General features: G+C 63.6%; 22 protein-coding genes. 13 read left to right on the forward strand and 9 right to left on the reverse strand.

The window, feature by feature from the left end; translation table 11 throughout:
- The first annotated feature begins 3 nt into the window (after nucleotides 1–3).
- Together QSV46_RS33500 and QSV46_RS33505 are read left to right on the forward strand one after the other, a co-directional pair.
- Nucleotides 4–504 (forward strand): GIY-YIG nuclease family protein, encoded by a 501-nt coding sequence (locus tag QSV46_RS33500; protein ID WP_314961636.1) that lies wholly within the window; start codon nucleotides 4–6, stop codon nucleotides 502–504.
- Between the two features lie 14 nt (nucleotides 505–518).
- Nucleotides 519–1151, forward strand: a complete 633-nt coding sequence (locus tag QSV46_RS33505) for an HAD-IA family hydrolase (RefSeq protein WP_314961784.1) — start codon at nucleotides 519–521, stop codon at nucleotides 1149–1151.
- A 3-nt stretch (nucleotides 1152–1154) separates the two neighbouring features.
- Here QSV46_RS33505 and QSV46_RS33510 read toward each other — a convergent pair whose 3' ends face one another.
- Together QSV46_RS33510 and QSV46_RS33515 are read right to left on the reverse strand one after the other, a co-directional pair.
- Nucleotides 1155–2102, reverse strand: a complete 948-nt coding sequence (locus tag QSV46_RS33510; protein ID WP_314961638.1) for a cytochrome D1 domain-containing protein — start codon at nucleotides 2100–2102, stop codon at nucleotides 1155–1157.
- A 2-nt stretch (nucleotides 2103–2104) separates the two neighbouring features.
- Nucleotides 2105–2668 carry an SRPBCC family protein gene (locus tag QSV46_RS33515; RefSeq protein WP_314961641.1) on the reverse strand — a complete coding sequence of 188 codons (564 nt, stop codon included), beginning with the start codon at nucleotides 2666–2668 and terminating at the stop codon, nucleotides 2105–2107.
- A gap of 1142 nt (nucleotides 2669–3810) precedes the next feature.
- On the opposite strand from QSV46_RS33515, the gene QSV46_RS33520 reads away from it, so the two are divergent.
- A complete protein-coding gene (locus tag QSV46_RS33520) occupies nucleotides 3811–5892 on the forward strand; it encodes a DUF1217 domain-containing protein (protein WP_314961643.1) in 2082 nt (693 codons plus the stop codon).
- Nucleotides 5893–5908: 16 nt separating this feature from the next.
- Here the strand turns inward: QSV46_RS33520 and QSV46_RS33525 are convergent, their stop codons facing one another.
- From QSV46_RS33525 to QSV46_RS33535, 3 genes are all read right to left on the reverse strand, one after another.
- Entirely contained in the window at nucleotides 5909–6769 is an 861-nt protein-coding gene (locus tag QSV46_RS33525; protein ID WP_314961647.1) for a PCC domain-containing protein, read from the reverse strand.
- 9 nt (nucleotides 6770–6778) lie between these two features.
- Nucleotides 6779–8386, reverse strand: coding sequence for an acyl-CoA synthetase (locus QSV46_RS33530; RefSeq protein ID WP_314961649.1), 1608 nt, complete (start codon nucleotides 8384–8386; stop codon nucleotides 6779–6781).
- Between the two features lie 105 nt (nucleotides 8387–8491).
- Nucleotides 8492–8989: a hypothetical protein gene (locus tag QSV46_RS33535; protein WP_314961652.1), complete on the reverse strand. Its 498-nt coding sequence runs from the start codon at nucleotides 8987–8989 to the stop codon at nucleotides 8492–8494.
- A gap of 139 nt (nucleotides 8990–9128) precedes the next feature.
- Between QSV46_RS33535 and QSV46_RS33540 the strand changes: the two genes are divergently transcribed.
- Together QSV46_RS33540 and QSV46_RS33545 are read left to right on the forward strand one after the other, a co-directional pair.
- Nucleotides 9129–9428 carry a hypothetical protein gene (locus QSV46_RS33540; RefSeq protein ID WP_314961655.1) on the forward strand — a complete coding sequence of 100 codons (300 nt, stop codon included), beginning with the start codon at nucleotides 9129–9131 and terminating at the stop codon, nucleotides 9426–9428.
- Between the two features lie 128 nt (nucleotides 9429–9556).
- Nucleotides 9557–9832 (forward strand): GNAT family N-acetyltransferase, encoded by a 276-nt coding sequence (locus QSV46_RS33545; RefSeq protein ID WP_314961657.1) that lies wholly within the window; start codon nucleotides 9557–9559, stop codon nucleotides 9830–9832.
- Nucleotides 9833–9881: 49 nt separating this feature from the next.
- Here the strand turns inward: QSV46_RS33545 and QSV46_RS33550 are convergent, their stop codons facing one another.
- Entirely contained in the window at nucleotides 9882–10280 is a 399-nt protein-coding gene (locus QSV46_RS33550; RefSeq protein WP_314961659.1) for an SPW repeat protein, read from the reverse strand.
- 238 nt (nucleotides 10281–10518) lie between these two features.
- Between QSV46_RS33550 and QSV46_RS33555 the strand changes: the two genes are divergently transcribed.
- Entirely contained in the window at nucleotides 10519–10794 is a 276-nt protein-coding gene (locus QSV46_RS33555; RefSeq protein ID WP_314961662.1) for a GNAT family N-acetyltransferase, read from the forward strand.
- A 52-nt stretch (nucleotides 10795–10846) separates the two neighbouring features.
- On the opposite strand, the gene QSV46_RS33560 is transcribed toward QSV46_RS33555, so the two are convergent.
- Nucleotides 10847–11233: a DUF3597 domain-containing protein gene (locus QSV46_RS33560; RefSeq protein ID WP_314961665.1), complete on the reverse strand. Its 387-nt coding sequence runs from the start codon at nucleotides 11231–11233 to the stop codon at nucleotides 10847–10849.
- Nucleotides 11234–11566: 333 nt separating this feature from the next.
- Between QSV46_RS33560 and QSV46_RS33565 the strand changes: the two genes are divergently transcribed.
- The 6 genes from QSV46_RS33565 (at nucleotide 11567) to QSV46_RS33590 (ending at nucleotide 17402) form a co-directional block, all read left to right on the forward strand.
- On the forward strand, nucleotides 11567–12475 hold the full coding sequence (locus QSV46_RS33565; RefSeq protein WP_314961667.1) for a DUF2189 domain-containing protein: 909 nt from the start codon (nucleotides 11567–11569) through the stop codon (nucleotides 12473–12475).
- A gap of 147 nt (nucleotides 12476–12622) precedes the next feature.
- On the forward strand, nucleotides 12623–13447 hold the full coding sequence (locus QSV46_RS33570) for a lytic murein transglycosylase (protein ID WP_314961670.1): 825 nt from the start codon (nucleotides 12623–12625) through the stop codon (nucleotides 13445–13447).
- 499 nt (nucleotides 13448–13946) lie between these two features.
- Entirely contained in the window at nucleotides 13947–14099 is a 153-nt protein-coding gene (locus QSV46_RS33575; protein ID WP_007590701.1) for a DUF1127 domain-containing protein, read from the forward strand.
- A 126-nt stretch (nucleotides 14100–14225) separates the two neighbouring features.
- A complete protein-coding gene (gene trmFO, locus QSV46_RS33580) occupies nucleotides 14226–15653 on the forward strand; it encodes a methylenetetrahydrofolate--tRNA-(uracil(54)-C(5))-methyltransferase (FADH(2)-oxidizing) TrmFO (protein WP_314961750.1) in 1428 nt (475 codons plus the stop codon).
- A gap of 7 nt (nucleotides 15654–15660) precedes the next feature.
- Nucleotides 15661–16755 carry a serine/threonine protein kinase gene (locus tag QSV46_RS33585; RefSeq protein ID WP_314961752.1) on the forward strand — a complete coding sequence of 365 codons (1095 nt, stop codon included), beginning with the start codon at nucleotides 15661–15663 and terminating at the stop codon, nucleotides 16753–16755.
- A gap of 74 nt (nucleotides 16756–16829) precedes the next feature.
- Entirely contained in the window at nucleotides 16830–17402 is a 573-nt protein-coding gene (locus QSV46_RS33590; RefSeq protein WP_314961755.1) for a CAP domain-containing protein, read from the forward strand.
- A 12-nt stretch (nucleotides 17403–17414) separates the two neighbouring features.
- Here the strand turns inward: QSV46_RS33590 and QSV46_RS33595 are convergent, their stop codons facing one another.
- Complete coding sequence (locus tag QSV46_RS33595; protein WP_314961757.1) at nucleotides 17415–17888, reverse strand: VOC family protein; 474 nt, start codon at nucleotides 17886–17888, stop codon at nucleotides 17415–17417.
- 151 nt (nucleotides 17889–18039) lie between these two features.
- Here QSV46_RS33595 and QSV46_RS33600 point away from each other — a divergent pair, with 151 nt between their 5' ends.
- On the forward strand, nucleotides 18040–19218 hold the full coding sequence (locus QSV46_RS33600) for an aminotransferase class V-fold PLP-dependent enzyme (protein ID WP_314961760.1): 1179 nt from the start codon (nucleotides 18040–18042) through the stop codon (nucleotides 19216–19218).
- A gap of 13 nt (nucleotides 19219–19231) precedes the next feature.
- Here QSV46_RS33600 and QSV46_RS33605 read toward each other — a convergent pair whose 3' ends face one another.
- On the reverse strand, nucleotides 19232–20476 hold the full coding sequence (locus QSV46_RS33605) for a threonine ammonia-lyase (RefSeq protein WP_314961761.1): 1245 nt from the start codon (nucleotides 20474–20476) through the stop codon (nucleotides 19232–19234).
- Nucleotides 20477–20485: the final 9 nt, after the last annotated feature.

Genomic DNA, 20485 nt, shown 5'->3' on the forward strand with positions numbered 1-20485 from the left:
TCCATGACAGGTGATTGGAGCGAATTTCGTCCCAACTTGAAAATCTTCGGCGTGCCGACGCTTGATCCCGGGTGGCTGTACCTGATGCGGGCCGGCGATCTTTACAAGGTCGGTAAAACCAAAGATCCGAAACGCCGTGTTAGAGACGCTCTGACTTGGAGCCCTGACATTGAGGTGATCGCGATGAAGCCCTTCTGGAACGTGAGCCATTTGGAGCGCATGATTCACGAGGGCCTCGCGAACTGTTGGCACAAGGGCGAGTGGTTCAAATTTCCTGACGAAGACATGCGAGATCTTATGGTCGACGGTTTCCGCGACTTTTATGAACAAGATCGGGACATGAATTCCGTGGACTTCATCTACTGGTACAATGGCTCTGGAATGGTCGAATTCCAGATCGAGCGCGATTCACGACGAGTGTCGCTTCGTAGATTTCAAAAAGATCTGGCCCTCGAAATCAAAGAAATGGAAACTCGCAGAGCGCGGGAACAAAAGGCGGATTGATAAACCTATTGCAGCTGCCCTACTCCCTCGCCATCTTCGATCTCGACGGCACACTCGCCGACAGCTTTCCGTGGTTCCTGCGCACCATCAACGATGTCGCCGATCGTTTCGGCTTTCGCCGTGTCGCGGATGAAGACGTCGAGGGGCTGCGGCATGCCTCGTCGCGCGAGATCCTCGCCCGGCTGGAGGTACCGTTATGGAAGCTGCCCGCGATTGCGCGGCATGCGCGGCGGCTGAAGGCCGAGGCGGCGGCCGAGATTTCGCTGTTTGCGGGCGTCGAGGCAATGCTGGAGACGCTGTCGCAAAGCGGCATGCAGCTCGCGCTGGTGACGTCCGACAGTGAAGCCAATGCGCGCGAAAAGCTTGGCGAAGCCGCCGCGCTGTTCGCGCACTTCGATTGTGCGGCATCGCTGTTTGGCAAGGCCGCGAAATTCCGCCGCGTCATGCGACGTGCGGGCGTAGAATCGGACAAGGTCATCGCGATCGGCGACGAGGTCCGCGACATCGAGGCGGCGCGGGCCGTGGGGATTGCCTGCGGCGCGGTGTGCTGGGGCTATGCGGCACCGGTGGCGCTGCGGGCGCTGGGGCCGGATCATGTGTTTGAGCGGATGGATGAGATCGTGCACGCACTGCGCTCGGTGCCGTAGCCCCTACTCCGTCCGACGCAAAAACGTCCCGAACGCGCGCGGGCCGTCACCGGTCTTGACCTCGCCGATCACCTTCAGCTCCGCCGCATCGATGATATGAAGTGTGTTGCTCTCCCAGCATGCGACGATGACGCGCTTGCCGTCAGCGGTCGTCGCGATGCCTTCGGGATATTCGCCGACACTGACGCGCTTCACTGGCTTGAGCGTCGCAAGGTCGAACACGCTGACGGTGCCGCCATATTGGTCTGTCACGAACCCGCGGCCCTGCGCCAGCGCCACCGCATAGGGTCGCATCCCGACCGGCACGCGGCCGATCTCTCTACCTGCGACAATGTCGATCACGGAGACGTCGTCGGAGCCGACATTGGCGGTGTAGGCGCGCTTGCCCTCGGCATCGACGGTGACGCCGAACGGGCGGGTGCCGACCTTGATGATCGCCTTGCGCTGACGCGTCGCGATGTCCACGACCGAGACGCTGTCATCGTCGCGGTCCGCCGAGAGCAGCAGCTTGCCGTCAGGCGTCACCGCGAGCCCCGAGGGCGAGGCGCCGACCGCGATGCTGGCCGTGACGCTGCGGGTGGCCGAGTCGATCACCCGCACCGCCGCCGCATACCAGTCCGCGACATAGACCGTCGTTCCATCAGGCGCCACCGCGATCCCGAGCGGCCCGCCGCCGACCTCGATCCGCCCCGCGACCTGCCGGGTTGCGGCGTCCACCACCGTCACCGCCTTGGCATCGGGGCTCGTGACATAGGCAAAGCGCCCGTCCGCGCTGACGGCAACACCGGCCGGCTTGCCGCCGATCGGGATGGTCGCAACGCTGCGCGAGGTGGCGAGGTCAACGACCATCAGATCGTCGCTGAGCTGGTTGGTGACGAACGCCTCCTCAGCGGTCGCACCGCCGAGACCGGCAAGGCTGGCGGCGAGCGCCGCCAGGACCAGCGTCCGCACCGTCAGCTTCCGCTCTCGATCTTCTTCTTCAGTGCCTCGAGGCCAGCCTTGTACAGCCCGCTCACCGCCCTCACCGCGGCCTCGTCGCTCAGCTCCGGCGGCGGATCGTTGTTGGGAAAGCCGCGATAGAACGCGCCGGCCCATTCCAGCTTCGCCTTGCCGTCAGGCGCCGGCGACACCGTCAAGGTCGAGGAATAATTGGTGACCGGCAACACCTTCACGTCGACCTTGGTGATCCGGTACGAATAGCTCAGCATGTCGGGCTCGTATTTGTAGAGCTCCTCCTCGACCGTCGCGCCGCCCGTGAGCGTCAGCGTTCGCGTCGCGCCGATCTCGTTGCCCTTGACGCCCTCGGTCTTGGTGACGGGCGGGAGCCAGCTCATGTCCTGGAAATTGCCGATCGCGGCCCACACCTTGGCCTGCGGGGCGTTGATCTCGATGGATTCCCGCACCTTCTGCCGGGTCGGCCCGTGGGCCCAAACCGGCTCGAGCACCACGTTGAGAGCCATTCCCGCCACCGCCAGCGCCGCCACTCCGGCGATCGCCGTTCCGCTTCGCATCCGCATATCGTTTCCTCATCCTTGAATCTGCGCGACTTGAGGCGCGCTGAGGCCATCGTAGCGCATTTTTGGACCGTGGCGAGACCGGTTCGCGGCACGGCTGTGGCCGCGGCGCCTCCCGGATTCACGCCATCCCTTGCGTTGCCCGACGGGCAAAACACACCGGATCGGGGTCAATGCATCCGGATCAAAATAATTCGCTTTATGCGAATTCGGAATTATCGCATGTTCGGCCATCCCGACCCGGCCGAGGGGCGGATCGCGATCGTCACGAACGCGGGATGGGACGTGGTGGACGCGGGCGTTGTCGGCGCGAAGGTGGTTTGCAGGGCGGGTCACCCCGTGAGCGAACGCCGCGCGCACACGACCGATACCGCCTGCGTACGGCAAAATCGTGTGGTCCTGGCGCCCGGGGTCTGTGCGCCAAGTCTTGCGGTGATTGCTGTGGCCCAACCGGGCCCGCAGCATCAGCCATCCGCAAGGCGACGGGGGCAATAGTGCATCGCTCCCCGGGGAGATCGCGACATAAGCCGTAAAACCGCTGCGCAGGGAAGGCCGGATGTTTGGCTTCACCTGTATGCCGCTGTGCATCACTTCCAGCGCAATTCGCGCACAGCGGACCGCGGGTGCCAGCCGGCACCCGGCCTTCCCTGCGCCCTCGGCACTTTTTGAGGGCGATAGATGCCGCAAAGCTCGGGCGTGACGTGCCGCGAGAACGGGAAACCGCGCGTGTGATCTAGGCAGGAATGTGGGATGAATTCGGCGCTCGTGCCCCGGACGCGGCGCAGGCCTCTTCGGCGGTGCGCTGCAGAGCCGGGGCCCATGCAGCAGCGCGCCGCGCGGCCTCCTGGGGTCCCGGCTCTGCGCCGCAACGCTCACGCGTTGCAGCTTGTCCGGGACACGAGTGTGGGCCTCGGGTGCCCCCCTCGCTTACTCCCGCAGCGTCGCCTCCACGAACCCACACGGATGGTCGCATTCCAAGCGATATTTTGACCGGACATATCGGGAACGCAATCTTCGCGAAAGCTGCATCTGAGAAACATACAGCAACAAAACTCGGCCAGTTGCCGGCATGAGGCCAACCCCCACCTCGCGACCCCGCAATGATTGACGGACGTCCGGGACCGTAACGCCGCGAGGAATGCGCGATGGTATCGACCTATTTCAGTTACAGCTACATCACGCGCAATCTCAAGCAGTCCCTGACGCGGGTCGAGCAGCAAGCGGACGTCGCGCGCGAGGCCGCCTATTACAAGGCCAACATCGGCAAGGTAAAGAGCGTCGACGATTTCATGAAGGACTATCGCCTTTATCATTATGCGATGAAGGCATATGGCCTCGAAGACATGGCTTACGCCAAGGCCTTCATGAAGAAGGTGCTGGAGAGCGACCTCTCCGACTCCAAGAGCTTCGTCAACAAGCTGGTCGACAAGCGTTACCAGGAGTTTGCCGCGGCATTTTCCTTCAACGGCACTGCAACGCCGGTTGCGCAATCGGACAACCAGACCGATGAGATGATCGGTCTGTATACCGCGACCATGAAGAGTCAGGTCGATGCGCTTGCCGACGACTCGAACTACTACAGCGCCCAAATCGGCAAGATCAGCAGTGCAGACCAACTCCTGAACAACGACCGTCTTCGCAACTACGTCTATTCGGCTTTCGGAATCGATCAAAGCAAGTGGCCCGCCGACACGATCAGCCAGGTCCTGCGCAGCGATCCCTCCGATCCAAACAGCTACGTCAACACCACTTTCGCGTCTCAGCTGACCGGGCTCAACGCCCAGCGTGCTCAAGCCCAATCAAACGTCAGCGCCACCGAATTGAAGATTGCCGACTACAAGGCCCAACTCTCGCAACCGGGCGCCGACGTGGCCCAGTTGAGCGTCCAGATCCTCGTCGAAAAATATCATCTCGAGTCATATACCAACAGCATTTCCAGCCTCAGCGACCAGATCACGACGATTGGCGGGTTTGTGGACCTGGCCGGCGCGTTCGAGTTTTCGCCCGACGGATCGCTTCCTTCAGGTGTACCTGCGCAAACTGCTGCAAATATCGCGCTCACGAAAAAACAGTTCGACGACAGCAAGGCCGACGTCTACACGGCGGCGAGCCCGATCTACGAAGCCTTGGCGATCAAGCAATTCAGAACGGACCTCGCAAAGATCAATTCGGTCCAGGCGTTCGTATCGACACCAAGCGTGTATGATTTTGCGTTGGGCGCCGTCGGCCTCGACCCCGGCAAGGTCCCGCAGGCCACCATCAAGGCCGTCCTCGAAAGCGACCTCAGCGATCCCAAAAGCTACGTCTATACCCTCAAGGACAATCGATACGTTCAACTCGCCCAATCCTTCAACTTCGATGCAAAGGGCAATCTGACCACTCCCCTGGTGGCGCAAGACGCTGCAGAAGTCCTCCAGATTGCGAAGGACTACGTCATTGGAGCGGTGAGGAGCGCAAGCACGGCAACCACCCAGCAGCAGGCCGCAGTTCGGGCACAGGCCACAAAGGATGCAACGGCTTATCAGGAGGCCATCGCCGGCATCGACAGTGTTTCCGATCTTCTCGCAAACAGGCCGATGGTCGATTTGATTCTTCTGGCAAAGGGTTTGGACCCCAGGAAGGTCAGTACCGATTTTCTCAAGAAGGCCTTCGCCTCTGAGCTGAACGATCCAAAAAGCTTCGCGAACGCGCAGAGCGACCCTCGCTTTGCCGAAATCGTGGCGTCGTTCAATTTCGACAGCAAGGGCAATGTCGCGCGCCTCCCGATGATGGGTCCGCAGAAGCGGGATCAATTCCGGGAAACACAGACGAACTATCTGGAGCAAAGCCTGGAGCAGCAGCAAGGCGATACCAATCCCGGCGTACGCCTGGCGCTCTATTTCCAGCGCAAGGCGGGAGACATCACGTCCGCATACGACATCCTGGCCGACAAGGCTCTTTCGGAGGTGTTCAGAACCACTTTCAATTTGCCGGATTCAATGGCTGCGATGCCGATCGATCAGCAAGCCAAGTTCGTGGACAAATTCATGAAGATCAATGATCTGTCCGATCCCGCGAAGGTCGCAAAGCTGTTGAGCCGGTTCTCGGCCATGTATGACGTCAAGAACAGCGAGAGCACCGGTCAGGGTCAATCTCCCTTGCTCAACCTCTTTCAAGGATCGAGCTCAGGCCTATCGGGCATGAGTGAAGCCACGTACCTGGCCATCGCCAAATTACGTGCTCGCTGAAGATGGCTCGCCGAGACTAACCCAACACCTCGAGCACCAGCTCCATGGTCATCAGCACGGGATTGTCGCCACGGATCAAACGGCCCTCTGCAATGCCGCCGGTGTAGTCGATCAGGGCAATGTCGAGTGCCGCTTCGAGCGCCCCCGAAGGGCCCGGCGCGATCGTCCCGGAGGCTATCGCAAGCTCCGTCGCGAACGGCTCGGTCACGCCGCCATCGGTGAAGCGCGCCCCGATGGTCGAGCCGACGCCGCCATGGATTTTCGCACGCGCGATGCCTTGCGCGCGGCAAAACTCTTCGAGACAGCCGGCGAAGTCCTGATTGGGCCGCAGCCGCAGCGCGAAGGCGCGGCTCGTCGTGTGTGCGCTGGTGCTCACGGCCGTGACCGGCCCGAACAGCTTGAAATTGGTCTCGGGATCGGGCTCGGCGGTGAACAACGCGCCGTCGATGCCGAAGGCCTCGACCTCGAACGGCTCGGCGACCACAGTCTCGTCCGGCAACATGTGGCCGCCGCTCGCCTTGCCGTCCGCCTCCGTCCAGAGTCCGTGGCAATGAAAGAACGGTGCGCCGTCGCGCCTACCGAGCGTCATGCTGCCGAGCTTCGTGCGCGTCACGCCGGCTGGCCGATAGGTGTCGCTGTAGAAGGCGGCGTTCTCGGTTGTCTTCGACAGTGCCGGCATGACAAAGGCGAACGGCCCGAGCGCGCCGCGCTGGAAGTTCAATACCCCGCCGGCAAATCTTTCGGCCGCAAAGCCGCGGCGCGCGGCTTCCAGCAGCGGCAGGCCTGCTTGAAGCGTGAACGCGAAGGCATGCCCCCTCGCCTCCACCCATTGGATGCGCTCGGCGACTGGCGCGCCCGGCTGCTTGATGCTGCGCATGACCTTCGCTCAGCCCGTCTTCGTCTTGTCGAGGTCGAGCAGTCCGCGCGCTTCGAGCTCGTCGCGCACCATGCGCTTCGGCACCTTTCCGTAGCCGGATTTCGGCAGCGCCTCCCAGAAGAAGAAGCGCTTCGGCATCTTGTAGCGCGGTAGCTTCGGCAGGAGGAACGCCGCCATTTCGGCTTCGCTCACAGGCGTCTTGCCTTCACGCGCGACGCAGACGGCAACGCCGACCTCGCCCCAGGTCGCATCGGGCACGCCAAGCACGGCGACTTCCCCGACCGCGGGATGCGTCAGGATCTTCTCCTCGATCTCGCGCGGATAGATGTTGGAGCCGCCGGAGATGTACATGTCCGACGCGCGTCCGGTGATATAGACGAACCCCTCCTCGTCCATGTGACCGAGATCGCCGGTGCGGAACCAGCCGTTGCGGAATGCCTTCGCATTGGCCTCGGGATTGTTGTAATAGCCGGCAAGCACGGCAGGCCCGATCACGCAGATCTCGCCGCTCTGGTTCGCCTTGAGCTCGCGGCCCTCGTCGTCCTGGATCGAGACCTGCATGCCGGTGCGCTCGAAGCCGCAGGTGCCGATCTTCGCGTGCGGGCCGTCCTCGGGATCATGCAGCGCCGCCGGCAACACCGTGATGTTGCCGGTGACTTCGCCGAGGCCAAAATACTGCACGATGACCTTGCCGAGCTTTCTCAAGGCGGCCTTCTGGTCCTCGCGATACATCGGCGCGCCGGCATAGATCACGTGACGCAGCGAGGAATGATCGTATTTGTCTGCGGCGGGATGCTCGACCATCATCTTCAGGATCGTCGGTACCGTGAAGAGATTGCTGACGCGCTGCGCCTCGATCAGGCGGAACGCCTCGTCGATGTCGAATTTCTCCGTCGGCAACAGCACGGTGCGCACGCCGCGCGCGGTCTGCACCAGCTGATGCACGCCGGCGCCGTGCGACAGTGGCGCCACCACGAGCGAGGCATCGTCTTCGGTGACACCAGGCGTGAGATCGGCGAGATGGTTGGTGACGACAAAGCCCATCTGGCCATGGGTCAACACCGCGGCCTTGGAGCGGCCGGTGGTGCCGGAGGTGAAGAAGAACCAGCAGGGATCGTCGTGCTCGACGGCGACGTTCTCGACCTCCTGACCAGCCTTCGAGGCGATAGCATCTGCAACCGACATCTCGCCGAACGCGCCCTTGCCATCGATGCTCCAGGTGAATTCCAGCGCGCCGCCTGTCACCGCCGCGGCGTGCTCGGGAAAATCGACATGGCACAGAAACGCCTTCGCGCCGGAGGCCTCTCCGAGATAACTGACCTCGTCCGGCATCAGGCGGAAATTGGTGGGCACCCAGACCGCGCCGAGCCGGAACGCCGCGAACATCGAGAAGAACATCTCGTCGCCATTCTTGGAATGGACGAGGATGCGGTCACCTTTCGCGATGCCGCGCGCGGCGAGCGCTGCGGCGAGCGCCGAGACCCGCGTATCGATCTCGCGCCAGGTCCAGGATCGGTCTTCCCAGACGAAGCCGGGACGCGCCCCATGCCGCCGCGCATTCTGGGTCAGCATATAAGCGAGATTCATGACGCGGCGGGACATGCGCAGGGGCGGCATCGGGCTTCCTCTTCGACGGCGGGCGGCATACGAGCCGCCCGCTCATTGCAACCCATTTATCGCCATCGCCCGCGCTCCCGCAAGGCCGCCGGGAGTAGACCTGCCCTACGGCTGCTTGAACGCGAACGGCCTCGCCGTGATGGCCTTCTCCTTCCAGCAGGCCTGCGCGCCAAACCCGCCGCAGAAGCTGCCATGCAGATCGAAGCGGATCGTGCGCGCAGCACCGCGCTTTTTCAGCGGCGCCAAAATCTTGTAGCTGCGGACACGGCCGTCGAACACCGGGCGCACGCTGCCATCAGGCAGCGTCACCAGGATGTTCATGACGCAACCGCCGGTTCCGCAATAGGTCGTCTCGCGTTCCCCGCACTTGGTGTCGCGGAAATCGACGATGTAGTCCTCACGACCATCGCCGGTCAGGTCGATCTTGCGCACCGTGTCCGGCGCGAATGTCACGGGACCACCATCCTGGCTCTCGCATTCCTCATTCGCGTAGCGCACAGCCTTCTCCACGCCGGGCGGATAGTCCGCTGGATTGAGCGGCTTCGCATCGTCGGCACGCGCAGCGGTGGCGAGTAGAATGAGGATGATGATCAGATAGCGCATGTGCGTTTGCAGCCGCGATCGTTCAGGGAATTTTAAACATGATCGGCGCAACCTTCATCAGTTCTCGCGTACAGAGTGCCGCATCACGGTCAAAGCGCCCGCCTTCCTCCTGTTGTCGCTGGCGCTCGCCGGATGTGCCGTGGCCCCGCAAGCGCACCTCACCTCCGATCCCGCCTTCAAGCCTGCCCGCTATGCCTGGGACGGAGCCGGCGAGGATCCCAATCAGCCGCGCTCCACACCAGCACGCATCGCGGCCCGATTCGAGCGCAACAGGTCGCAAGCCGGATTTCAGCCCTATTCGAAGGAATGGCGGCAGGCGCAGGACGGCATCGAGGCCGAGCAGGACGCCAGGGTCAACCGCTCCCTCGTCATCTGCCAGGGCTGCCTCCGCCCGCAGCCGCAGCTGGAAGATTCCAGGCTGGCCAAAGCGACCGATTGACCTGATCGTGCGTTACGACTTCGTGCGGGTAGCAGGCGTATCGACGACATCAAAGGCACCTCTGACGGCGAAATCTGGTCGATCCGCAACATGCTGACGAACTCGCTGAAGAGCTGACTGGAGACGACATGAGCGACGTCATCAACAACAGGAACCATCACCGCTTCGAGCTCGAGGCGGAGGGCCACCTTGCGACCGAGCACTACAAGCTTGACGGCAAATTCATCACGTTCGAGCACACGGATGTTCCGAAAGAGCTCGGCGGCAAGGGCATCGGCTCGAAGCTGGTGCAAGGCGCGCTGGACCAGGTCCGCGCGGCAGGACTGAAAGTAATCCCGGAATGCCAGTTCGTGAAGGCGTGGATCGAGAAGCACCCGGACTATGCAGATCTCGTGACGAGATAACAACACAGGCCCGCCGCCTGTAGCCGGCGGGCCTGCCGACATCTACGACCTATTGCCCATGCTTCAGCATATCCTGGTCAGTCAGGTCCCAGTCCTGCCACAGCTGGAGCATGCCAAGGACCACCGTCACCGCGCCGAGGCTCGTATGATAGATCCGGAGAAATCCTTCGCCGGAATAGCCGAGCATATAAGGCGAGATGATGAGCCACAGTCCGACCAGGATCGTCGCCACCTCCTGCCAGCGCTGCAAGGCGACATATTCGAGCTGGCTGAGGCCAAAGATGACGAGACCGATTGCGACCGTGTTCAGGATCATCATCTGCTGTCCGTCGACCGTCGCGTGCTCCTGGATGGGGAACCACGGCGACGCGACGATCAGCGCGCCGAGCAGCATCCCGCACCAGTCTTCCCATGTTCGATGAGTATTCAAGAAACCAAAGTCCGACATCGTACCCTCCTACAAAAGAAGCATACGTCTGCGGCTGGCAATCATGACACTCCGAATGTCTAGCGACCTTGCCGGCCGCATTCGGGCGTATGTCCTCTCAAGGACGTGGGAATCGCCGTGGAACTTGCAAGACCGATGTCGCGGATTATTTGCGGTCGCCGCGTGGCCGCACCTTGCCAAGGGCGGGGCCGGGCTCCTAGATCGGCAGGCAATGCGCACATCGGAAGGATGATATTGCATGGCGGCACCGGTACGCGACAACAGGGACAGGAGCCGTTTCGAGCTCGACGTCGGCAGCGAAATCGCCTTCGCCAATTACCGGCTGACACCGTCGGCGGTGATCATCACTCACACCGAGACGCCGCGCGCGCTGCGCGGCCGCGGCATCGCATCCGAGCTGATCAAGGGCGCGCTGGACCTGATCCGCCGCGACGGCAGGAAAGTGATCGCCGGCTGCGGCTTCGTCGTCGACTATCTGGAACGGCATCCGGAGGATGCGGATCTCCTCGCCTGAAAGCAAAAGGGCCCGCGCAAGCGCGGGCCCCTGCCAATAACCGGGCGATCGGTCAGTGCTTGATTTCCGGCGGGAGCTTGCCGCCATTGGCGGCGAGCTTGGACATCACCTGCTTGTGCAGCCAGACGTTCATGCTGGCCGAATCGTTCATGTCGCCGCTGTAGCCGAGCTCCTTGGCGAGATCCTTGCGCGCAGCAAGGCTCGAGTCGATGTCGAGCGCCTTCATCAGGTCGACGATGGAGGTGCGCCATTCGAGCTTCTCGCCCTTGTGGGCAGCGACCGCAGCGTCGACGATCGCCGCAACGTCGACGTTCGCCATCGGCGCGGACGCCGATCCGGCGCCAGCGGGCGCGCTGCCCGACGGTGCGCTGCCTGCGGGCGCAGCGGAAGCCGGCTGGCTGCCGAAGATCGCGCCCATGATTTTCCCGAATATGCTCATGTCTGCTCCCCGAAAAGGATCCGTTGGAAGGGCCTTGAGTGGCCCTTATAGACGAAGTTACCGTGTTGCGCTCGCGAAGTTCCTGCGAACGAACGAGCAGCATCAGCTTATCTGCGGCGAAATGACGACCGAATGACATCATTGAGGTTGCGGTGCGGCATCGAATCTCACCCAAGCACGAGGGACAGGACTCGGAAATGGGCGTAAGCTTTACCTTCAGCTCGCGATGCCATCCGGAATTCGCGTTTGGTTGGAATCGCAAAACTCAGAATAGCGGCCGTTTGCGCCGTTGCCGGCGCTGAATTCGGCCGCATGGCAAGGGAGCTAGCGACCATGGCCAGAATCTTCCACGGCAATGTCACCACCATGGGCCAGACCGCCGAGGCGGCTGGACCGGTGATCCGAACCATCCAACTCTCCGACCTGTACGATGCGCTCCGGCGCGGCTGGGACGATTTCAAGGCGGTGCCGAGCCACGCCATCATCCTGTGCGTGATCTACCCGGTGCTGGGTCTGGTGCTCGCCCGCGTAGTGATGGGCTATTCGGTGCTGCCGCTGCTGTTTCCGCTGGCCGCGGGGTTCGCGCTGATCGGCCCGTTCGCCGCTCTCGGTCTCTATGAGCTATCCAGCCGGCGCGAGCGCTATGAGGAGGCCAGCGCATGGGATGCCGTGGAGGTGCTGCGCTCGCCTTCGTTCGGCGCGATGCTTGGCCTCGGCACGCTGCTGCTCGCTCTGTTCGTGACCTGGGTTGCGACCGCGCAGGCGATCTATGTCGCGGCATTCGGCTATGAGGGCGCGACCGGAATCACCGACTTCGTGACGCGCGTGCTGACGACTCAGCAGGGCTGGTGGCTGATCGTGGTCGGCTGCGGCGCCGGCTTCCTGTTCGCGCTCGCCGCGCTCTGCATCAGCGCCGTGTCGTTCCCGTTGATGCTCGACCGCCATGCCGGCGCGTTCGAGGCGATGGTGACATCGCTGCGCGTTGTCGCGAAGAACCCGGTGCCGATGGCGGCCTGGGGCCTGATCGTCGCGGTGCTGCTCGCGCTCGGCACGATCCCGGCCTTTCTCGGCCTCGCCGTGGTGATTCCCCTGCTCGGCCATGCGACCTGGCATCTCTACCGCAAGGTGATCGTCTCGGAGCCTGGTGCGCGTCCGGTGCCGCCCCCGCCGCATCGCCCGCGCAAGCCGGCCGCCGACTTCCCCGCCAACCTCTTCCCCTGGCGCAATCGGACCGACGGCTGACGATATCGTGACATGCAGTCCTGTTCGGGCCCGGCTTGGGCAGGACTGCGCGCTGTCACACGCCTTCCTTTGCGCCTTGCTTTGGCCGCGGTTACGACCGAGATTGCCGCCGCCGGCCAGACCACTTCACGGAATTATTTTGCTCGAATGACCCCGACGATTTCTCGTCTCGCCCTCGCAGCCTTCGCCCTCTCCGCCTCAATCCTGTCCGCCGAACCAGCGCTCGCTGCGGTCGCCTGCGGCTCGGGCAATTTCGACGCCTGGCTTGCGGACTTCAAAACCGATGCCGCGGCCAAAGGCATCTCACAGCAGGCCATCACCGCCGGCCTCACAGGTGTGACGCTGGATGAGAACGTGCTCAAACGCGACCGCTCGCAAAAGGTTTTTGCCCAGACCTTCGAGGAATTTTCCGGCCGTATGGTGCCACCGCGGATGACGCGGGGCTCCAACATGATGAAGCAATACGGCTCGGTGCTCTCCCGCATCGAGCAGACCTACGGCGTGCCCGGCGAGGTGCTGGTCGCGATCTGGGGTCTCGAGACCGATTTTGGCGTCAACACCGGCAAGTTCGCGACCATCCGCTCGCTGGCGACGCTGGCCTATGACTGCCGACGCAGCGAGCAGTTTCGGGCCGAGCTGCTGGATGCGCTGCGCATCGTCCAGCGCGGAGATCTCGCGCCTGCCGACATGAAGGGTGCCTGGGCCGGCGAGCTCGGCCAGACCCAGTTCATGCCGTCCTCCTGGATGAAATACGCCGTCGATTTCGACGGCAACGGCAAGCGCGATCTCCTGCACAACGCGCCCGACGTGCTCGCCTCCACCGCCAACTATCTCGCCGGCTATGGCTGGCAACGGGGCAAGGACTGGCAGCCCGGCGGTCCGAATTTTGCGGTGCTACAGCAGTGGAACAAGAGCGAGATCTATTCAAAGACCGTCGCCCATTTCGCGACCCAGCTCGCACACGCCCCTTAGGCAAACCCCGCCCCGAATCGAGGCTGAATAAGTTCGGCGGGGGTTACTAACCCTCCGTCGGGCAAATTCTGCTTGGCCATAAGTGAAGGGAAATGGGCTGATCGGCCCGCTCACCGACGGGCGTCCCTCGCGCCAAACATCGAATATATATTCACTTCTATCGTTTCCGTTATCATGCGATTCGCGCATGCGAGACTTGGGTATAGAAGCTGAACGGTGGCGTTGCGCGCGACCGGAACGGACCTTATTTCGTTTCCGACACGAACCGTATTCCCCGAGGTAAGCCCGTGAACTCACGGAGATTTACAGCCATTCTCCCGCTCTTGCGCCCACCTCTTGAGCGGGAATGCCCTCAGGTTAATCGTCCGTTACCGACGCTATGCACTGGGCGCCTAGCTGCATCGCAACATCGGAACTTTCGCACTGCACCACTCCTGTCTATATTCATTTCAACGATGACGCCCGGGCAAGGGCTGAATCGAACTGCAGGAGACTACCAATGCTGCTCTCGCTCATCCGCATGATCCAGGCTTTCCGGGACTATCAGCGCAATGTTGCCGAGCTGTCCCAGCTCAGCGATCGCGAACTGGCCGACATCGGCCTTGATCGCTCTGACATCCCGCGCGTTGCCGCCGGTCAGTATCAGGGCTAATATCGTTCAGCCTTTTACCGGACGAACCGATAGCGCCCGCCCCGTGCGGGCGTTGTCGTATCCGGAGGCAGAAAACTCGATCTCGGCGATTCCACTCGCCTCCGAAAAGCGCTACCTGTCCGCCCCATGACAGGACCCCAATCCAATATCGTGCACGTGATCGGCGCCGGCCTAGCCGGTTCCGAAGCCGCCTGGCAGGTCGCCAAAGCTGGCGTGCCCGTCGTGCTGCACGAGATGCGGCCGGACCGGATGACCGAGGCGCATCGCACGGACGGGCTCGCCGAGCTCGTCTGCTCCAATTCGTTCCGATCGGACGACGCCGCCAACAACGCCGTCGGCCTGCTGCATGCGGAGATGCGCCGGCTCGACTCGCTGATCATGCGCGCTGCGGACGCCAACCAGGTGCCCGCAGGCGGCGCGCTGGCAGTCGACCGCGACGGCTTCTCGGCGGCCGTTACCAAGGCGCTGAACGACCATCCCCTGATCGAGATCGCCCGCGGCGAGGTCGCGGGGCTGCCGCCGGCCGACTGGAGCAACGTCATCGTTGCGACCGGCCCCCTCACCTCCACAGCCCTGGCCGACGCCATCCGCGAGCTCACCGACGAGAACGCGCTCGCGTTCTTCGACGCGATCGCGCCGATCGTGCACCGCGAATCCATCGACATGTCGGTGGCCTGGTTCCAGTCGCGCTATGACAAGGTCGGCCCCGGCGGCAACGGCGCCGACTACATCAACTGCCCGATGACCAAGGAGCAGTATGACGGCTTCGTCGCCGCGCTGATCGCCGGTGAGAAGACCGAGTTCAAGGAGTGGGAGACCAACACGCCCTATTTCGACGGCTGTCTGCCGATCGAGGTGATGGCAGAGCGCGGCCCCGAGACGCTGCGCCACGGCCCGATGAAGCCTGTCGGCCTCACCAACCCCCACGATCCCACCACAAAGGCCTACGCGATCGTGCAGCTGCGACAGGACAACAAGCTCGGCACGCTCTACAACGTCGTCGGCTTCCAGACGAAGCTGAAATATGGCGAGCAGCAGCGCATCTTCCGCACCATTCCGGGGCTGGAGAAAGCCGAGTTCGCCCGCTTCGGCGGCCTGCATCGCAACACCTTTCTCAATTCGCCAAAGCTGCTCGACGGCCAGCTGCGGCTGCGCGCGCAGCCGCGGCTGCGCTTTGCCGGCCAGATGACGGGCTGCGAGGGCTATGTGGAGTCGGCCAGCGTCGGGCTGATCGCCGGTCTCTATGCTGCGGCCGATGCCCGCGGTGAGACGCTGGCGAGTCCGCCCGGTACAACGGCGCTCGGATCGCTGCTCGGCCACATCACCGGCGGCCATATCGAAACCATCGAGCCGGGCACGCGCTCGTTCCAGCCGATGAACATCAATTTCGGCCTGTTCCCGCCGCTCGCAACCGTGCCGACGAAGAAACCAGACGGCACGCGCCTGCGCGGCAACGAGAAGACAGTAGCCAAGAAGCAGGCGATGAGCGCGCTGGCGCTCGCCGATCTCGATCGCTGGATCGCCGATCACCTGCGCATTGCCGCCGCCGCGTGAGTTTTCGATGAGTCTCTCCAAAGACGACGCCGCGACACTGTCGGCGCGCTGGACCGAGGGCGTGCTGCTCAAGCGCGACGTGTTCTCGACCGTCGAGCGCGGCCGATTTCGCGGAGATGGCACCGAGGTCGATGCCGTGTTGCGCCGGCTCGACGAGGTGCCGTGGTGGTCATTCCCTTTGGCACGTCACCTGTTCGCGCGCGAGAAGCACGCGCTGGCGCTGGCCAAAGGTCTGAACGTCGGTCCCGAGCTGCTATGGGCCGGCCGCCGCGCTCTGGTGCGGGGCTTCGTCGACGGCGTCGCGTTGCATCTGGCAAAGCCCCATGGCGACCTCGCCTATTTCCGTTCGGCCAAGGCGGCGTTGCGCCGGCTGCGCCGCGCCGGCATCTGTCACAACGATCTCGCCAAGGAACAGAACTGGCTGGTCGGCCGCGACGGCCGTGCCTATGTGACCGACTTCCAGCTCGCAGCCTGCTTCAATCGGCGCGGCCGGCTCTACCGCATCCTCGCCTATGAAGACCTGCGGCACCTGCTCAAGCACAAGCGCTCCTACGCGCCGGAAGCGCTGACGCCGCGCGAGCGAAAAATCCTGGCGAAGAAATCGTTCGCGGCAAGCTTCTGGCTTGCGACCGGCAAGAAGGTCTATCGCGCGATCACCCGGGGCCTTTTCAACTTCACCGATCGCGAGGGCGGCGGCCGCCGCCTTGTCAACGATGCGCCGGTGCTGGCCGCGCTGATCCGCAAGAATCCGGCCGTGCGCGACACCGCCATCGTCGCCTTCGCCGACCGCCGCTCCGGCGTCGGGCTTTATGCCTTTGTCGAAGCCGACCATGCCACGCTCGAGGGCGAGCTTCGGAGTGAGCTGTCGGCCGCCAAGGGCCCGAAGCCGCCGGAGCACATCCAGGTGGTGCATGCCCTGCCGCGCGATAGCAGCGGTAAGCCGCGCACCGAGATCCTGCAGCTGGTCGCCATGAACCAGCTCGACCTGATCGAGCCGATGATGAAGAACGACCAGGACCGCGCCTTCCTCAAGGACATCCTGGAACAGCGCAAGAATCTGCGCGACCGCTTCAATTTCGAGGCGGACCTGCCCGCAAGCTGACGGGCCTCCGGTGCCTTGAAGCGTCCACATTGGCGATAGAGAAGCGGTCGAACAAAGGCAGGCGTGGCGGGGTTATGGACATTCGGGGGACGATTCAGCGTGTGGTTGGCGGCCTGATCGCCGGCCTGTTATTGGCCTCTGCGCCCGCGATGGCCGAATCCCCGGCCGAACTGATCTCGGGCTTCCGCCTCAAGCACGGCGAAGTCCGCGTCGTCCGCGACACCACGCTTGATCGCATCGCCATGGACCAGGCCCGCGCGATGGCGGCGAAGGACGACCTCAGCCACGATGCGCTTGGCCCGTTCAACCGGCGTGTCGCACCGGCCGGCGCCGGACGCGCCGCCGAGAACATCGCCTATGGCTACGACAATTTCGAGAAGACGCTGGGACAGTGGATCGACTCCTCCGGGCACCGCAAGAATTTGCTGCTGCACAACGCCTCCCGCGTCGGCATTGCGAGCGCGAAAAACGCCAGCGGCAAGCGCACCTATTGGGCCATGGTGATCGCCGGCGATTACGAGCCGAAGGGCAAGGGCAAGAGCAAGAAGGACAGGGAGCCGCTGGTTGCCGTGAAGCGCGAAGCCGCCCCCGCCAGCAAGCCCAAATCCAGCGGCTGCCACATCAAGCTGCTCGGCCTCTGCATCTAAAGCGACACAACGTCAGCCGCGGCGCGCCACCTCGATCGCGGCGACGTCGATCTTCGTCATCCCCATCATCGCGTCAAACGCGCGCTTGGCCTCGGCACCGCCGGCCGCCAACGCTTCGGTGAGCACGCGCGGCGTGATCTGCCAGGAAACGCCCCATCTGTCCTTGCACCAGCCGCATGCGCTCTCCTGCCCTGCATTGCCGACGATGGCGTTCCAGTAGCGATCGGTCTCCTCCTGGTCTTCGGTGGCGATCTGGAACGAGAAGGCCTCGTTGTGCTTGAAGATCGGACCGCCGTTGAGGCCGAGACAAGCAACGCCGGCGACCGTGAACTCGACGGTCAGCACATCGCCCGCCTTGCCGGATGGATAGTCGCCGGGCGCACGGTGGACAGCACTCACTGCGCTTTCGGGAAATATCTCGGCATAGAAACGTGCAGCCGCCTCGGCATCTTTGTCGTACCAAAGGCAAATCGTATTCTTCGGCATTGCGGATCCTTTCAGTTCTCCCCAGCAAAATCACGTTCGCCATCAGCATAGGCATCCGGAGCGGCATGCTCCAGCCGCGACTTCCGTTCGCCATCTTGCCCTCATGCGTCATTGTGTCTAACTCAGAGAACCCGATGGCAGAGGCTCTCATGTGATCGACATTGACCGAATACGTGCCGACACGCCGGCTGCCGAACGGCTCGCGTATCTCCACAACGCGGGCGCAGCTCTCATGCCGGCGCCCGTCGTCGCGGCGATGAAGGGGCATATCGACCTGGAGTGCGAGTTCGGAGGCTATGCCGCCGCTGACCGCGAAGCTGTGCGGCTTGATTCCATCTATGGTTCGGTGGCGCGTCTGTTGAATGCCGCGTCCGACGAGATCGCTCTCGTGGAGAATGCGACCGTTGCCTGGCAGATGGCGTTCTACGCGCTTCCCTTTCGCCAGGGCGACCGGATCCTGACAGCCGAGGCCGAATACGCTGCCAACTATGTCGCCTTTCTCCAGGTCGCCAAACGTACGGGCGCGGTGATCGACGTGGTGCCGAGCGATGCCAGCGGCGAGCTCGACGTCGACGCGCTCGAGCGAATGATCGACGAGCGCGTGAAACTGATCGCCATCACCTGGGTTCCGACCAATGGCGGGCTGGTCAATCCTGCCGCAGCGGTCGGCAAGATCGCGCGGGCGCGGGGTATTCCTTATCTGCTCGACGCCTGTCAGGCCGTCGGCCAAATGGAGGTCGATGTCGAAGCCATCGGCTGCGACATGCTGTCGGCCACGGGGCGAAAATTCCTGCGCGGTCCGCGCGGCACGGGCTTTCTTTATGTCCGGCGGGCGCTGCTGCAACATCTCGAGCCGCCGATGATCGACCACTTCGCGGCGCCCTGGGTCTCGCGCGACGCCTACCAACTGCGCGACGATGCCCGCCGCTTCGAGACCTGGGAGAACAATTACGCGGCCCGGCTTGGTCTCGGCGCGGCCGTCGACTATGCCCTCGCAATCGGCATCGGCCCGATCGAACAGCGCTGCCGTCTGCTTGCGAGCCGTCTACGCGGCGGCCTCGCTTCCCTTCGCGGCGTCACCACACGCGACCTCGGACGCGCACCGGGCGCGATCGTCAGCTTCACGATGGATGGGTATGAGGCGGATGCCATCGTCCGCAGCGCCGCTGAGATGGGCATCACGATCGGCGCTTCAGACCCCGCGAGCACCCGCATCGATGCCGAAGTCCGCTCGCTGCCACCGGTCGTGCGGGCCTCCCCGCATTACTACAATACGGAGACCGAGATCGACCGGTTGATCGGCCACCTCGCGGGTTTGGCGCCACGATAGCGACACGTATCGTTCAGGTGCAGCGCGCGCTCAGTCCGGACGCACTAAGTCTCGCCATCACTTCGTCGAGATGCGCGCTGTCGCGGGTCTCGATGACGAGTTGCAGCAGTGTCGCCTTGGCCGGCAGATCGGAAAAGGTCCGCTGATGCGAGACCTCGATGATGTTGGCACCGGCTTCGGCCAGCAGCGCCGCGACAGCGGCGAGCTGCCCGGGCCTGTCGGGAATATCGAGCGAGAGCTGGGTCAGCCGCCCTTCGCGTGCCAGCTCGCGCGTCAGGACGGATGCGATCAGCCGCGTGTCGATGTTGCCGCCGCTCAGCACCAGGCCGACTTTCTGGCCGGCGAAGCGGGACGGATCGGACATCAGCGCAGCAAGGCCGGCGGCACCGGCGCCCTCGACGACCGTCTTCTCGATCGAGATCAGGGTCGCAACCGCGCGTTCGAGCTCGGCCTCGCTGACGAGCGCAATGTCGTCAACGAGGCGGCGGACGATTTCGGTCGTGATCTTGCCCGGCGATTTCACCGCGATGCCTTCGGCCAGCGTATCGCCGCGCGCCGGCAAATTGCCGTCATGAATGGCATTGTACATCGAGGGATAAAGCCAGGCCTCGACGCCGAGGATCCGCAGTGACGGCTTGATCGATTTCGCGGCAATGCCGATGCCGCTGATCAGGCCGCCGCCGCCGATCGGGACGACCAGCGAGTCGAGCTCCGGCACCGCCCGGAGCATCTCGAGCCCCACCGTGCCCTGCCCCGCGATCACCAGCGGATCGTCATAGGGGTGGACGAAGATCATGCCGCGGGCTTCGCCGTGGCTGCGCGCAAACGCAGCCGCCTCCTCCAGCGTCGCGCCCGTGACCACCACCTCGGCGCCGTGATGTCTGGTGTTTTCGACCTTCACCATGGGCGTGCCGACCGGCATCACGATGGTGGCGGGAATGCCGAGCCGCCTGGCGTGATAGGCAACGCCCTGCGCGTGGTTTCCAGCCGACATCGCGATGACGCCGCGCGCACGCTCCTCCGGTGTCAGCGCCGTGAGCCGGTTGAGCGCGCCGCGCTCCTTGAACGAGGACGTGAACTGGAGGTTCTCGAATTTCAGCCAGATATCGCAGCCGCAGATGTTGCTCAGCGTGCGGCTGTAGCTGCAGGGCGTCTCGACGACGGCGCCGCGGATGGTGTCGGCGGCTGCGTGAACGTCGGCTGGGGCGACCGGAATGTCGCCGAGATCGGAGGACATGCTCTGGGACAAGTCAGCCATAGGACAGCA

The sequence above is a fragment of the Bradyrhizobium cosmicum genome (assembly GCF_032290525.1).
Lineage (GTDB): Bacteria > Pseudomonadota > Alphaproteobacteria > Rhizobiales > Xanthobacteraceae > Bradyrhizobium > Bradyrhizobium cosmicum_A.